Annotated in this window: 15 protein-coding genes and 1 other annotated feature; all 15 genes read left to right on the top strand. The window is 30.0% G+C overall.

Annotated elements, in window-relative coordinates; all coding sequences use genetic code 11:
- Positions 1 to 91 precede the first annotated feature (91 nt).
- Entirely contained in the window at positions 92 to 724 is a 633-nt protein-coding gene (gene thyX, locus MTX53_RS08275) for an FAD-dependent thymidylate synthase (protein WP_244833271.1), read from the top strand.
- Between the two features lie 317 nt (positions 725 to 1,041).
- Positions 1,042 to 1,608, top strand: coding sequence for a hypothetical protein (locus MTX53_RS08270; RefSeq protein ID WP_244833270.1), 567 nt, complete (start codon positions 1,042 to 1,044; stop codon positions 1,606 to 1,608).
- A gap of 101 nt (positions 1,609 to 1,709) precedes the next feature.
- Positions 1,710 to 2,303: a Holliday junction branch migration protein RuvA gene (gene ruvA, locus MTX53_RS08265; protein ID WP_244833269.1), complete on the top strand. Its 594-nt coding sequence runs from the start codon at positions 1,710 to 1,712 to the stop codon at positions 2,301 to 2,303.
- An 11-nt stretch (positions 2,304 to 2,314) separates the two neighbouring features.
- Complete coding sequence (gene ruvB / locus MTX53_RS08260; RefSeq protein ID WP_244833268.1) at positions 2,315 to 3,310, top strand: Holliday junction branch migration DNA helicase RuvB; 996 nt, start codon at positions 2,315 to 2,317, stop codon at positions 3,308 to 3,310.
- Positions 3,311 to 3,346: 36 nt separating this feature from the next.
- On the top strand, positions 3,347 to 4,372 hold the full coding sequence (gene queA / locus MTX53_RS08255) for a tRNA preQ1(34) S-adenosylmethionine ribosyltransferase-isomerase QueA (RefSeq protein ID WP_244833267.1): 1,026 nt from the start codon (positions 3,347 to 3,349) through the stop codon (positions 4,370 to 4,372).
- Between the two features lie 64 nt (positions 4,373 to 4,436).
- Positions 4,437 to 5,576, top strand: coding sequence for a tRNA guanosine(34) transglycosylase Tgt (gene tgt, locus MTX53_RS08250; protein WP_244833266.1), 1,140 nt, complete (start codon positions 4,437 to 4,439; stop codon positions 5,574 to 5,576).
- Positions 5,577 to 5,671: 95 nt separating this feature from the next.
- A complete protein-coding gene (gene yajC, locus MTX53_RS08245) occupies positions 5,672 to 5,956 on the top strand; it encodes a preprotein translocase subunit YajC (protein ID WP_244833265.1) in 285 nt (94 codons plus the stop codon).
- A 62-nt stretch (positions 5,957 to 6,018) separates the two neighbouring features.
- Positions 6,019 to 6,387 (top strand): TIGR04086 family membrane protein, encoded by a 369-nt coding sequence (locus tag MTX53_RS08240; RefSeq protein WP_244833264.1) that lies wholly within the window; start codon positions 6,019 to 6,021, stop codon positions 6,385 to 6,387.
- A 99-nt stretch (positions 6,388 to 6,486) separates the two neighbouring features.
- Positions 6,487 to 6,661, top strand: a binding site (T-box leader).
- 50 nt (positions 6,662 to 6,711) lie between these two features.
- The gene (gene alaS, locus MTX53_RS08235; RefSeq protein ID WP_244833263.1) at positions 6,712 to 9,351 is read left to right on the top strand and encodes an alanine--tRNA ligase; all 2,640 of its coding nucleotides are present in this window, start codon (positions 6,712 to 6,714) and stop codon (positions 9,349 to 9,351) included.
- Between the two features lie 140 nt (positions 9,352 to 9,491).
- The gene (locus tag MTX53_RS08230) at positions 9,492 to 9,749 is read left to right on the top strand and encodes an IreB family regulatory phosphoprotein (RefSeq protein WP_244833262.1); all 258 of its coding nucleotides are present in this window, start codon (positions 9,492 to 9,494) and stop codon (positions 9,747 to 9,749) included.
- A gap of 67 nt (positions 9,750 to 9,816) precedes the next feature.
- Positions 9,817 to 10,230, top strand: coding sequence for a Holliday junction resolvase RuvX (gene ruvX, locus MTX53_RS08225; RefSeq protein ID WP_244833261.1), 414 nt, complete (start codon positions 9,817 to 9,819; stop codon positions 10,228 to 10,230).
- Positions 10,231 to 10,251: 21 nt separating this feature from the next.
- Positions 10,252 to 10,515, top strand: coding sequence for a DUF1292 domain-containing protein (locus MTX53_RS08220; protein ID WP_244833260.1), 264 nt, complete (start codon positions 10,252 to 10,254; stop codon positions 10,513 to 10,515).
- Positions 10,516 to 10,552: 37 nt separating this feature from the next.
- On the top strand, positions 10,553 to 11,017 hold the full coding sequence (locus tag MTX53_RS08215) for a Fur family transcriptional regulator (RefSeq protein WP_244833259.1): 465 nt from the start codon (positions 10,553 to 10,555) through the stop codon (positions 11,015 to 11,017).
- Positions 11,018 to 11,069: 52 nt separating this feature from the next.
- Positions 11,070 to 12,740, top strand: a complete 1,671-nt coding sequence (locus tag MTX53_RS08210; protein WP_244833258.1) for a ribonuclease J — start codon at positions 11,070 to 11,072, stop codon at positions 12,738 to 12,740.
- Positions 12,741 to 12,912: 172 nt separating this feature from the next.
- Positions 12,913 to 14,739, top strand: coding sequence for a translational GTPase TypA (typA, locus tag MTX53_RS08205; RefSeq protein WP_244833257.1), 1,827 nt, complete (start codon positions 12,913 to 12,915; stop codon positions 14,737 to 14,739).
- Positions 14,740 to 14,822: the final 83 nt, after the last annotated feature.

Here is a 14,822-nt window from a genome sequence, read left to right as displayed (position 1 = left end):
AGTGTACTAATCTTGCTTTATTTAAAGTAAGAAAATTAGTGTTATAAAATTATTTTACAGCAATAGCGATGTTTGATTTTAGGAGGACTTTATGAAAATTATAAAACCAGAAGTTATTCTTGAAGATGAAGTAAATCAAGATAAAATTTTAAAGAAACTTGAGAGAATAGGAAGAGTATGTTATAAAAGTGAAAACAGAATAAATGATGATTCTGCAGAAAAATTTATTAAAGCAATAATAAAAAGAGGACATGAATCAGTTATAGAACATATAAGTATTTCTATGAGAGTTATATGTGATAGAGGTGTTACTCATGAAATAGTAAGACATAGAGTGGCAAGCTATAGCCAGGAAAGTACAAGATATTGTAATTATTCAAGTGATAAATTTGGCGGAGAAATGAAATTTATAAAGCCATGTTTTTTTAATGAAAATGATGAAAATTACAAATTATGGATGCAAAGCATGGAAAATGTAGAAAGTACATACAATAAAATGATTGAAAATGGAGCAACTGCTCAAGAAGCAAGAAGTATTCTTCCAAATTCTATAAAGACTGAAATTGTTATGACAATGAATTTAAGAGAATGGAGACATTTTTTCAGGTTAAGATCTGACAAAGCTGCACATCCTCAAATGAGAGAAGTATCTGATATGATTTTAAAAGTATTTAAAGAGAAACTTCCAATTTTATTTGATGATATAACTTATTCAGAAGAATAAAACAAAATATTCAGAAAATTTAAAAAATATATTGAAATTTAATCTGAAAGATGTATAATATAACTAAGATAAAGGTTTTTATTTATCTTAGTGTACTGACACTTTAATCCGGCGGAAGTGCATACGTAAAGTAATGTGTGTTGCTAAAGATTTTTATCTTTAAAGTAAAGTGCGATTTTAAGGCGCATACTGTTGGCGGACAACGTAAAAATCAGTAGCTAAGTAATAGCAGGTGTTTTTTCACCTGCTATTTTTTGTATAAAAATTTGTATAAAAATAATAATATTGGAAAAACTTCTAATTAGGAAGTGATTTATATGAAAAAAAGAAAAGTTATTTTTGTATCATTGGCTATATTTTTTCTTGCTATTTTTTCAGGAACATTTTATTTTACAGAGAGATTTTTAAGTACTAGAAATAATGAGATTAGTAAGAGCATAGAAAAGACACAAGGACTTAATGATAGAGTTAAAATTTCATTGTTTTCAGGAGAAAAAAAAGAAAAAGAACTTACTGTAAAAGAATTAAGAGAAGAACTTGGACTTTCTGAAGATGATTTATCTGAAGAAAAGGTCAAAGAAACTTTTGAAAATCAGGGATATAGTCTTGACGGCTTATCATCAGATGAAATTATGTTTAAAAAGGATAGTAAAGATAATTTAGAAAAAGGAAAATATTATATTGTATCTAAAGATTCATTTTTTGCAATTTGTAAATGTGATCAGAATGGAGAGCTTGTTTTAGAAAATCAAAATGATGTTTATAAAAATTATAAGACAGTAGATACTTTAGGAGAGAATGACCGATATAGAATAGAAAATTATGAACTTAAGTACGACAGTAAGGAAAAAGCTGAAGAAGGTCTCTCTGAATTCTTGTCATAATATTTTAGATAGTTGAAAGATTGAATATAAAATGTTAAAGTATATAAAGAGAAATTAACATTTTATATTCATTTTTTATTAGAATTTGGAGAATGCAAAGTATGTATGAGTATATAAAAGGCATTTATGCAGGAATAAATGAAGATTATGTAATAATTGAGTGTAATAATATAGGATATAGGATATATACATCAGGGATTACAATATCAAATCTTCCTGATTTAAATAGTCAGATAGTATTATATGTTGAACAGATTGTTCGTGAAGATTTTATAGGTCTTTATGGATTTTTGACAAAAGAAGAACTTAATATGTTTAATCTTTTAAGATCAATAAATGGAGTTGGTGCTAAAGCGGCATTATCTCTCTTATCTATAAATAAAGTAGACAGCTTAAAGTCTGCAATAGTATGTAGTGATTCTAAATATCTGTTAAAAGCAACTGGTATAGGAAAAAAAATAGCTGCAAGAATTGTTCTTGAACTTAAAGATAAAATAGATACAAAAGATGTTTTAAGGTTATCAAAAGATGATACAAGTAAAATAAATGATGATACGAAGATTAAAGAAGCATTAGGAGCATTATTATCTTTGGGATATAGTGAAAAAGAAGCTAAAAATGCTCTTAAAGCTGTTAATACAGATGATATATTAGAGAATATTATAAAAAATGCGTTAAGAGCTTTAGTCGGATAGGGGGGTAAATTTTGGAGAGAATAATAACTCCGGATTGTATAAGTGAAGATAGTTCAGAGTTTAGTTTAAGACCTCAGAGAATTAATGAGTATATAGGTCAAAAAAAAGTTAAAAAAAGACTTAAAATATTCATAGAGGCTGCAAAACAGAGAAAAGAAGCTCTTGATCATGTGCTTTTATATGGTGCCCCAGGACTTGGAAAGACTACAATGGCTAATATAATAGCAAATGAAATGGGTGGAAATCTAAAAGTCACTTCAGGACCTGCTATAGAACGTGCAGGAGATCTTGCTGCTATTTTAACTACGCTTAAAGATTATGATGTGCTTTTCATTGATGAAATTCATAGATTAAATAGAAGCGTTGAAGAAATTTTATATCCTGCAATGGAAGATTATGTTCTTGATCTTGTAATTGGAAAAGGAGCTCAGGCAAAATCTATAAGGCTTGATCTTCCTAAATTTACACTAATAGGTGCAACAACAAGAGTTGGTATGCTTACAGCTCCATTAAGAGATAGATTTGGAGTGCTTTGTTCTATGGAATATTACACAGATGATGAGTTAGAAGAAATAGTAATTAGAAGTTCATCTGTTCTTGATGTTAAAATTACAAAGGAATCGGCACTTGAAATTGCACGAAGATCGCGAGGAACACCAAGAATAGCAAACAGGCTATTAAAAAGAGTACGTGATTATTCAGAGGTAAATGGTAGTGACATAATATCCCTTAAGGAGTCTAAAGCTGCACTTGAACTTTTAGAAATAGATGATGAAGGTCTTGATAAAGTTGATAATAAAATTTTAAGTGCAATAATTGATAATTTTAACGGGGGACCTGTGGGAATAGAAACACTTTCATATTTCATTGGTGAAGAACTTGGAACAATAGAAGATGTATATGAACCATATCTTCTCCAAAAAGGATATATACTTAGAACTCCGAGAGGTAGAGCTGCAACTAAAAAGGCATATGAACATTTAAAAAAGCCTTATGATAAAAAGTGACATTTTAAAATTTACAAATGATTGGAGAAAGATAACATGGATGTAAAAGAATTTGATTATTATTTACCAGAGGAACTTATAGCACAACATCCTTTAAAAGAAAGAGATGCTTCTAGACTTATGGTATTAGACAAAGATACAGGAAATATTGAACATAAAATATTTCATGATATAATAGATTATTTAAATCCTAATGATACTTTAGTTTTAAATAATACAAGAGTAATGCCTGCAAGACTTATAGGACATAAAGAGGTAACTGGAGGGAAAATAGAATTTCTTCTACTAAAAAGGGAAAATGGTGATGATTGGGACTGCCTAGCTAAACCAGGTAAATACGCTAAAGAAGGAAAGAAATTTACATTTGGAGACGGACTTTTAGAAGCTGAAGTTATAAAAGTAAAACCTGATGGAAATAGAACTGTAAGATTTTATTATAAAGGTATATTTGAAGAAGTTTTAGATAAGCTTGGAGAAATGCCTCTTCCACCATATATACATGAAAAGTTAGAAGATAAAGAGATGTATCAGACAGTTTACTCAAAAGAAAAGGGATCTGCTGCAGCACCTACTGCAGGACTTCATTTCACAAAAGAACTTTTGCAGAAAATAAAAGATAAAGGCGTTAATGTTACATATCTTACACTTCATGTAGGACTTGGTACATTTAGACCAGTTAAAGTAGAGAATGTAGAAGATCATCAAATGCATTCTGAATATTATCATTTAAGTCAGGAAACAGCAGATATAGTAAACAAGACAAAAGAAAGAGGAAATAAAGTTGTAGCTGTTGGAACTACTTCTGTAAGAACACTTGAAAGTGTTGCAGATGAAAATGGACATTTAAAAGAGCAAGGTGGATGGACTAGTATATTTATTTATCCTGGATACAAATATAAAGTTGTTGATAGACTTATTACGAATTTCCATCTTCCACAATCTACACTTGTAATGCTTGTTTCAGCACTTGCAGGGAAAGATAAAATAATGAATGCATATAAAGAAGCTGTTAATGAAAAATACAGATTTTTCTCATTTGGAGATGCAATGTTTATAAAATAATTATAAAAAGCATTAATGAGGTGACATAGTTATTGCTTCAATATACAAGTTAAGGAGAGAAACTATGAGTAAGAACTATACTTTGCTAAAGAAAGATAAAAATGCAAGACGAGGAAGACTTGTAACACCACATGGAGTTATTGAAACACCAGTATTTATGAATGTTGGTACACAAGCTGCAATAAAAGGAGCAGTATCATCAGTTGATTTAAAAGAAATAGAATGTCAAGTTGAACTTTCAAATACATATCATCTTCATTTAAGACCATCTGATAAAGTTATATATAAACTTGGTGGACTTCATAAATTTATGAACTGGGATAGACCAATACTAACAGATTCGGGTGGATTTCAAGTCTTTTCATTAGCAAGCATGAGAAAAATAAAAGAAGAGGGAGTATATTTTCGCTCACATATAGATGGAAGAAAGATATTTATGGGACCTGAAGAATCTATGCAGATTCAGAGTAATCTTGCATCAACAATTGCTATGGCATTTGATGAATGTATAGAAAATCCATCACCAAGAGATTACGTTATAAGATCTGTTCAAAGAACAACAAGATGGCTTGAAAGATGTAAAATTGAAATGGATAGGCTTAATTCTCTTGATACGACAATTAACAAAAATCAAATGTTATTTGGTATAAATCAAGGTGGTACTTATGCAGATATAAGAGTAAAGCATGCAAAAGAAATAGCAAAAATGGATCTTGATGGATATGCTATAGGAGGACTTGCGGTAGGCGAAAGTCATGAAGAAATGTATAGAATAATAGAAGAAGTTGTGCCAAATCTTCCTGAAGATAAGCCTATATATCTTATGGGAGTAGGAATCCCTGAAAATATACTAGAAGCTGTAGAAAGAGGAGTAGATTTCTTTGATTGTGTTCTTCCTGCACGTAATGGAAGACATGGAAATGTATATACAAGTAAGGGAAAACTAAATCTTATGAACGCTAAGTTTGAACTTGATTCAAGACCAATAGATGAGAAATGTAACTGCCCAGCATGCAGAAATTATTCACGAGCATATATAAGACATTTATTTAAAGCAAAAGAAATGCTTGCAATGAGATTATGTGTTCTTCATAATTTATATTTTTATAATAATATGATGAAAGAAATTAGAGATGCTATTGATAATGGAACATTCTCTGATTATAAAGCAGAATGCCTTGAAAACTGGCATAGAGGAGAATAGTAAGTTTTCTATGTATTGACAATAAAACAAAAGAAATGTAAACTACTTAACATAAACAAATATTATTTTTTATTTATTATTAAGGAGGAAAAATAATGCAAAATATTTCAGCTATACTTATGAGCTATGTATTACCACTAGCATTAGTATTTGCGGTATTCTATTTTTTAGTAATGCTACCAGATAAAAAGAGAAGAAAAAAATATGATGAAATGCTATCTTCTTTAAAAGTAGATAGTAATGTAGTAACAAGAGGCGGAATTATTGGTAAAATAACATACGTTGATGATAAAACTGTTACACTAGAAACTAGTCCTGCTAAAACAAAAATTAAAGTTCAAAAAAATGGAATTGCACATATATTAGCAAAAGAAGAATAATTTTTTAAACATACCCTCTTGAATTCTAACATATATATAGAATAACAAGGGGGTATATTTAGATGAAAAATAAATTTATAATATCAGTTTCTAAAGGAATTGCAAGTTCTATATTTATATGTGCTATATCTATTTTTTTTCTTTCAGCAGTTATGTCTAAATTTACTATAAAAGTAGGTATATTAAATGCGGTTTATGTCATAATTTCATTACTTAGTTTAACTCTTGGAGCTGTTATTGCGGCTAGAAATAATAACAATAAAGGCTGGATGACAGGGCTTGTAGTTGCTATTGGGTATTATATAATGATTTTTTTGATTTCAGCATTTTTGTATCGTTCTATAGAATTTGGATCCATGGAAATAATAAAATTATTTGGAAGTATTGCAGTCGGAATACTTGCAGGAATGCTTGGAATAAATACAAAATAATTAAGAAGTGTCTGGTTTTCTAATTTAAGTAAAACCAGATAAAAGTTAAAACTAATTGACATAATTAATTATATGAAATATAATTTCTATATAAGTTAATATTAGGCGTTGAATGGGAATAGTAAACTTAAATTAAGTATTTAGAGATGATACGGTTGGTGAAAGTATCATACTTCTTTTTGTTGAAGCTGCCCTGGAGTCTTTCCTTTTGAGTGATGTATTGTACATAATCAAGGGTGGTACCGCGGAATATGTTTTTAATTTCGTCCCTTTTACAGGGGAGGATTTTTTTTTGCAGAATTATTTATTTACGGAGGTAAAATTATGAATTATATGAAAACTAATGATATAAGAGAGGCTTATTTAAAATTTTTTGAATCTAAAGGACATTTGCGTTTAAAAAGCTTTTCGTTAGTTCCTAAAAATGACAAAAGCTTATTACTTATAAATGCAGGAATGGCACCTTTAAAGCCATATTTTACAGGACTTGAGAAACCACCAAGAACAAGAGTTACTACATGTCAGAAATGTGTAAGAACTGGAGATATTGAGAATGTAGGAATTACAAGCAGACATGGTACATTCTTTGAAATGCTTGGAAACTTTTCTTTTGGAGATTACTTTAAGAAAGAAGTTATTCCATGGGCATGGGAATTTATCACACAGGTTTTAAAGCTTCCAAAGGAAAAACTTTATGTAACTATATATTTAGATGATGATGAAGCTTATAAATACTGGACTACTTTTACAGATGTAATACCAGAACATATTTTTAGACTTGGAAAAGAAGATAATTTCTGGGAACATGGTGAAGGTCCATGTGGTCCATGTACAGAAATACATTTTAACAAAACTGGTGTGGATCCTAAAACAGCAGAGGAATTCACTAAATATTCTGATGAAGATAAAATAATAGAATTTTGGAACCTTGTATTTACTCAGTTTGAAGGCGATGGCAAAGGTGGATATGATAAACTTAAGAATCCCAATATAGATACAGGGATGGGACTTGAAAGAGTTGCAACAATAATGCAAGAAAAAGAAAGTATTTTTGAAATAGATACTATTCAGAATATATTAAATGCAGTAGGTAAAAAAGCTAATGTAGTATATGGAAAAGACTATAAAACTGATGTGTCATTAAGAATAATAACAGATCATATAAGATCTATAACATTTATGATTGCTGATGACATAATGCCTTCAAATGAAGGAAGAGGTTATGTTCTTAGAAGACTTTTAAGAAGAGCTGCAAGACATGGAAAAACTCTTGGAATTAAAGATGCATTTTTATGTGATTTATGTGATGTAGTTATAGAAGATTCAAAAGATGCATATACTGAGCTTGGAGAAAAGAAAGATTACATAAAGAAAGTTATAAAAATAGAAGAAGATAAGTTTAGAGAAACATTAGACGCAGGAACTGATATACTTAATGGATTCATTGAAGTGTTAAAAGAAAATAATAAAAAGGTTCTAGAAGGAAAAAATGCATTTAAGTTATATGATACATTTGGATTCCCAGTAGAACTTACTGAAGAAATATTAGCTGATTATGGATTTAGCATAGATATGGATGAATTCAAAAAGGAAATGCAGATCCAAAAAGAAACAGCAAGAGGAGCAAGAAAAAAGCAGAATTATATGGGAGCTGATGTAAAGACATTAGACATAATTGATTCTAGCGTAAAAACAGATTTTGATGGATATGAAAATGATAAACTTAAAGCTTCTGTAAAAGTGCTTATTTCTGATAATGAATTTAAAGATTCTATATCTGAAGGTGAAAATGCAATAATAGTTACAGATAAAACTCCATTTTATGCTGAAATGGGAGGCCAAGTAGGAGATACAGGCTTAATATATAATGAAAGCTTTAAGGCTGAAGTTGTTGACACTAAAAGCAATATTGGTGGAAAAATAGTTCATTTTGTAAAAGTAATTAATGGAAGTGTATCTATAAATGATACTGTTATACTTGAAATAGATGTTCAAAGAAGAAATAATATAAGAAAAAATCATACAGCTACACATCTTTTAGATTGTACACTTACAAAAGTTTTAGGATCTCATGTACATCAGGCAGGATCTTATGTTAATGATGAAAGATTAAGATTTGATTTTTCACATTTTGAAGCTATGACAAAAGAGCAAATAGAAAAAGTCGAAAAAATAGTTAATGAAGAAATTATGTCTGCATCAGAAGTTACTACTGAAGTAATGAAGCTTGAAGATGCTAAAAAGAGTGGCGCATATGGAATATTCGATGATAAGTATGAAGATTTAGTAAGAGTTGTCTCTACAGGAATATATTCAAGAGAATTATGCGGAGGAACTCATATAGATAATACTGGTAAGATAGGATTATTTAAGATAATATCAGAAAGCGGTATTGCAGCAGGAACAAGAAGAATTGAAGCAGTTACAGGAACTGAAGCTATAAAATATATTGAAGAAAAGAACAATGTTTTAAAAGAAGTTTCATCTAAATTCAAATGCTCAGAAAAAGAACTTATTTCAAAAGCAGAACAAGTATTAAAAGAATTAAAAGATAAAGATAAAGAGATTCAGCTTCTTAAAGCAAAATTTGCATCTATGGGAATTGATGATATAATAGAATCAGCTAAAGAGGTTAATGGTATTAAAGTAATATCATATAGTATTAATGATGTTGATTCAGAAACTTTAAGAGAATTATGCGAAAAAGTAAGAGATAAGGTTAGTAAATCAATAGTTTTATTGATGAGTACAATAGATGGAAAAGTTATAATTTGTGCTATGGCTGATAAAGAAGCTGTTAAAGTAGGGGCACATTGTGGAAAGCTTATAAAGCAAATTTCAAAAATACTCGGCGGCGGCGGAGGTGGAAGACCTGATATGGCTCAAGCTGGAGGAAAGAAGCCTGAAAATATTGCTGAAGCTATTGGAGAATCGTATAAAATAGTTGAAACTTTAGTAAAATAGTATACAATTTGATAAAATTAATGTATAATAAGATTAAGAATTAGTATATATATTATTTCTTAGGAGATAATATATATTAAGAAATCCTTAGACAATAGAGTAAGGGGGTGAGCTGCTTACTTTAATAAGTAGCGTATTAAATGAGTAGTAATATTGAGAATACAATGCAGTTTGATATGAGTAAAAACAAAGAGGCTCTTACAAAAACAATATTATCAGAAGTCTATGATTCATTAAGAGAAAAAGGATATAATCCAATTAATCAATTGGTAGGCTATTTGATTTCAGGAGACCCTACTTACATTACAAATTATAACGGAGCAAGAGCTTTAGTAAGAAAACTTGAAAGAGACGAGATACTAGAGGAAGTTATAAAATCTTATTTAGAGATAAAATAAAAGTGCCCGTTTAACGGGCGCTTTTATTTTTATAGATAATTATTTTTATATAGGGAGTGTAGAGTATTTGAGAATCTTGGGACTTGATTTAGGACAGAAAACGATTGGAGTTGCAGTTTGTGATCCGCTAGGTTATACAGCACAAGGAATAACTACGATAAGAAGAAAAAATGCAGAAAAGGATATGCAATCGTTAAAAAAAATCATAGAAGAATATAATGTTGAAAAAATAGTTTTGGGACTTCCTAAAAATATGAACGGAACAATTGGAGAATCTGGTCAAATCGCAATTAGATTTTCTAAAATTTTAGAAGAAGAAACTAATCTTGAAGTAATCATGTGGGATGAAAGGCTTACAACTGTTGCAGCACAAAGAGCAATGCTTGAAGCGGATTTATCTAGAAATAAAAGAAAGAAGATAGTCGATAAAATTGCTTCAACATATATTTTGCAGGGTTATTTAGATAGTATATCAAAATAGAATTCAGAGAGGAATGACAAAATGGATAAAAATACAAAATTTGTATATATACCAGATCAAGATGGAAATGATGTAAAGTTTGAAGTTATAGCTTACTTTGAAATAGAAAAATTAAAAGGAAAGTATATAGTTGCATTTCCTACTAATGAGGATACTTCAGATGCTTATGCGTTTAAATTATATGATGATGAAGACGGAAGTACTATATTTGTAGCACTTGAAGAAGACGATGATGAATTTAAAATGGTTTCTGAAGCTTATGAATTGACAATGGAAGAGCAGTAAAAGTAATTATTTTTACTTAGGAATTGAGGTTTTTAAATTGGGTAATTCTACTATTATAGATATTGATGTCCTTAAAGATAAATTAAGAAAAAAAGGATATAAACTGACACCGCAGAGAAGAGCTATAGTTGATACTATAATTGATAATGAGGGAAAGCATCTTACTATAGAACAGATTTATGATAAAGTTAAGAAAATCTGTCCTGAAATTGGGCTTGCAACAGTTTATAGGACAATTTTGCTTCTTTTGCAATTGAATGTAGTTTCAAGACTTGAACTTAATGATGGATGTACAAGATATGAGCTTGTTCACAAAAATGAAGTCCATAGACATCATCATCTCATTTGTAATGTATGCGGAAAAGTTTTTGAAGTTCAGGATGATTTACTAGAACAACTTGAAAATGATATTAAGGAAAAATACAATTTTAAAATAGTAGATCATGCTGTTCAATTTTATGGAATATGCAGTAATTGCCAAAAGAAAATGAAAGATGAATAAAAGGTAAAAAGACCTTTGTTTATAAATTAACAAAATATGAAGGAGGGAAAATATGAAAAACGAGAGAGCTAAAATAAGAATTATACCTCTTGGCGGAATAAATGAAATCGGTAAAAATATTACTGCTATAGAGTATAAAAATGATATTGTAGTCATCGATTGTGGCTTGAAATTTCCGGATGAAGATATGTATGGAATAGATGTAGTAATACCAGATGTATCATATCTTATTAAAAATGCTGAAAGAGTTAAAGGAATTTTCCTTACACACGGTCATGAAGACCATATAGGAGCACTCCCATATGTTTTAAAACAATTAAATGTTCCTGTTTATGGAACAAAACTTACACTTGGTATTGTAGAAACAAAACTTAAAGAACATGGTTTATTAAGTACTACTAAGCTTGTAAGAGTTAAGCCAAGAGACATAGTTAAATTAGATAATGTTTCAGTAGAATTTATTAAAACGAATCACTCAATAGCTGATTCTGTAGCTATTGCAATTCATACACCACTTGGAGTCGTTTTACACACAGGAGACTTTAAGGTGGACTATACACCTATTGATGGGAAAATTATGGACTTTGGAAGATTTGCAGAATTAGGCAGAAAAGGCGTACTTGTTATGCTTGCTGACTCTACAAACGTAGAAAGACCAGGTTATACACAATCAGAAAAGGTTGTAGGTGAAACATTTATAAGGCTTTTTGGAAAAGCAAAAGGAAGAATTATAGTTGCAACATTTGCTTCTAATGTTCATAGAATACAACAGATTATAGATGCAGCGGCAGAATATGATAAAAAGGTAGCAGTATCAGGAAGAAGCATGGAGAATATTGCTCAAGTAGCAATAGAACTTGGTTATATTAAGGCTGAAAATGATATTTTAGTACCTATAGATCAAATTTCAAAATATCCACCTGAAAAAATAGTTATAATAACTACAGGAAGTCAGGGCGAGCCTATGTCTGCATTAGCGAGAATGGCAGCATCAGAGCATAGAAAAGTAAATATTATACCAGGAGATACCGTTATAATTTCGGCAACACCAATACCAGGAAATGAAAAATTTGTTTCAAAAGTTGTAAATCAGCTTTTCCAAAAGGGTGCAGAAGTTATATATGATAAATTAGAAAAGATTCATGTTTCCGGTCATGCTTGTCAGGAAGAATTGAAACTTATGCATTCATTAGTAAGACCAAGATTCTTTATACCAGTACATGGAGAATATAGACATTTAAAGAAGCATGGAGAACTTGCTATTAATTTAGGACTCCCTGAAAAGAATCTTCTTATACCACAAGATAATGGTAATGTAATAGAAGTTACACGAAATTATATAAAACGAGCAGGAACAGTTACATCTGGTCAAGTATTTGTTGATGGATTAGGTGTTGGAGATGTTGGAAATATAGTTTTAAGAGATAGAAAACATCTTTCGCAGGATGGTATTTTAACTGTTGTTGTTACAATTGAAAAAAGTACAGGAAAAGTTGTTTCAGGTCCTGACATAATTTCAAGAGGATTTGTATATGTTAGAGAATCAGAAAGTCTTATGGAAGAAGCAAAAGATATTGTTAAAAATGTATTAAGAAAATGCGAAGAAAATAAGATTACAGATTGGTCAACATTAAAATCTGGAATGAGAGATGAATTAAGGGAATTCCTTTATGAAAAGACAAAGAGAAAACCTATGATTCTTCCTATAATTATGGAATTTTAATAATAGAAATTTAAAACTTGACTTCTATAAAAAAACATATTATACTAAAAGAAGTTTCGTATAGATTGGATACTTTATTGTATCCAATTTTATTTTGGAAAACTTTATTTATAGGTTTACATTTTCAAATAAATGTTTATACTGCAGTTTTATACTGTTTGGAGGAATAGAAATGGAATTAACAAAAAGAGAAGATATTAGAAATGTTGCTATTATTGCCCACGTTGACCATGGTAAGACTACTTTGGTTGATGCATTACTTAGGCAGAGTCATGTATTTAGAAGCAATGAAAAAGTAGAAGAGAGAGTAATGGATTCCAATGATATAGAAAGAGAAAGAGGAATTACTATTCTTTCAAAAAATACATCTGTTATGCATAACGGAGTAAAAATAAATATTGTTGATACTCCAGGACATGCTGATTTCGGTGGAGAAGTTGAACGAGTACTTAAGATGGTTGATTCAGTTTTACTTGTAGTCGATTCATATGAAGGACCTATGCCACAAACTAAATTCGTTCTTAAGAAATCTCTTGAATTAGGATTAAGACCGATTGTTGTAATAAATAAGATTGATAAAAAAGATGCAAGACCAGATGAAGTTATTGATGAAGTATTTGATTTATTTGTTGAACTTGGTGCAAATGATGAACAACTTGACTTCCCAATAATATATGCATCTGCAAGAGATGGAATCTCTAAATATAATATGGATGATGAATCAAAGGATATGACTCCTTTATTTGAAACTATATTAAAGCATGTTACACCTCCTGAAGGATATATTGATGAACCATTCCAGATGCTAGTTACTACACTTGATACTAATGAGTATGTTGGTAAGATAGCAATAGGAAAGATACAGAGAGGAAAAGTTAAGAGAAATCAGACTGTTGCATTAGTAAGATCAGATGGAACAACTTCTAATTACAAAGTAACAAGTATATTTACATATGAAGGATTAAAAAAGCAAGATGTTGAAGAAGCTTCAATGGGAGAAATAGTTGCATTAAGTGGTATAGTTGATGCTAATATCGGAGAAACAATTGCAGATTCTCAAAAACCAGAAGCACTTCCATTTGTAAATATTGATGAACCAACATTAAGCATGAATTTCATGGTTAATGATTCACCATTTGCAGGTCAGGAAGGTGACTTTGTAACATCAAGACATTTAAGAGATAGATTAAATAAAGAACTTGAAACTAATGTAAGTTTAAGAGTTAAAGAATTAAGCCCAGACTGTTTTGAAGTATCAGGAAGAGGAGAACTTCATTTATCAATTCTTATTGAAGAAATGAGAAGACAAGGATATGAATTCCAGGTTTCAAAAGCAAATGTTATTACAAGAGAAGTAGATGGTCATGTTGAAGAACCAATGGAATATTTAACAATAGATGTTCCAGAAGAATTCATGGGACCAGTTATGGAAAAGCTTGGACCTAGAAAAGCAGAAATGGTTAATATGACATCAGCAGTAAATGGTTATACAAGAATTGAATTCAGAATCCCAGCAAGAGGACTTATAGGATTTAGAAATGAATTCATGACTGATACAAAAGGAAATGGTATAATGAACCATGTGTTTGATGGATATGAGAAATATAAAGGGGATATTCCTGGAAGAACAAGAGGTTCATTAGTTTCATTTGAAAACGGAGTTTCAATAACTTATGGACTTTATAATGCACAAGAAAGAGGAGAACTATTTATAGGCGCTGGAGTTGAAGTATATCAGGGAATGATTGTTGGAGAATGTTCAAGACCTGATGACATTGATATAAATGTATGTAAAGGTAAGAAACTTACAAATACAAGATCATCAGGAGCTGATGATTCATTAAAACTTACACCTCCAACTCAATTTTCACTTGAACAATCTTTAGAGTATGTAAATTCAGATGAACTTGTTGAAGTTACTCCAAAGAGCATAAGAATGAGAAAGAAAATTTTAGATAGTGCTGAAAGAAGAAGAATGGTAAGCAGAAGTAAGAATTAATAAAAGTCTTTAAAAATATGCTGAAATATGTATAATTAAAAGTAAATGGTCTTAGGACTGTTTACTTTTAATTATTATTGGAG

Source organism: Clostridium sp. BJN0001 (genome assembly GCF_022869825.1).
GTDB lineage: Bacteria > Bacillota > Clostridia > Clostridiales > Clostridiaceae > Clostridium.
Note: the sequence above shows the minus strand (reverse complement) of the source record. Positions and strands in the feature narration are given on the sequence as shown.

What these genes read in the sequence shown, in the direction of transcription:
- typA (WP_244833257.1), top strand. Translation starts at nt 12,913, where the DNA reads ATGGAATTAACAAAAAGAGAAGATATTAGAAATGTTGCTATTATTGCC.
- MTX53_RS08220 (WP_244833260.1), top strand. Translation starts at nt 10,252, where the DNA reads ATGGATAAAAATACAAAATTTGTATATATACCAGATCAAGATGGAAAT.
- ruvA (WP_244833269.1), top strand. Translation starts at nt 1,710, where the DNA reads ATGTATGAGTATATAAAAGGCATTTATGCAGGAATAAATGAAGATTAT.
- MTX53_RS08210 (WP_244833258.1), top strand. Translation starts at nt 11,070, where the DNA reads ATGAAAAACGAGAGAGCTAAAATAAGAATTATACCTCTTGGCGGAATA.
- yajC (WP_244833265.1), top strand. Translation starts at nt 5,672, where the DNA reads ATGCAAAATATTTCAGCTATACTTATGAGCTATGTATTACCACTAGCA.
- queA (WP_244833267.1), top strand. Translation starts at nt 3,347, where the DNA reads ATGGATGTAAAAGAATTTGATTATTATTTACCAGAGGAACTTATAGCA.
- tgt (WP_244833266.1), top strand. Translation starts at nt 4,437, where the DNA reads ATGAGTAAGAACTATACTTTGCTAAAGAAAGATAAAAATGCAAGACGA.
- MTX53_RS08240 (WP_244833264.1), top strand. Translation starts at nt 6,019, where the DNA reads ATGAAAAATAAATTTATAATATCAGTTTCTAAAGGAATTGCAAGTTCT.
- MTX53_RS08230 (WP_244833262.1), top strand. Translation starts at nt 9,492, where the DNA reads ATGAGTAGTAATATTGAGAATACAATGCAGTTTGATATGAGTAAAAAC.
- MTX53_RS08270 (WP_244833270.1), top strand. Translation starts at nt 1,042, where the DNA reads ATGAAAAAAAGAAAAGTTATTTTTGTATCATTGGCTATATTTTTTCTT.
- thyX (WP_244833271.1), top strand. Translation starts at nt 92, where the DNA reads ATGAAAATTATAAAACCAGAAGTTATTCTTGAAGATGAAGTAAATCAA.
- alaS (WP_244833263.1), top strand. Translation starts at nt 6,712, where the DNA reads ATGAATTATATGAAAACTAATGATATAAGAGAGGCTTATTTAAAATTT.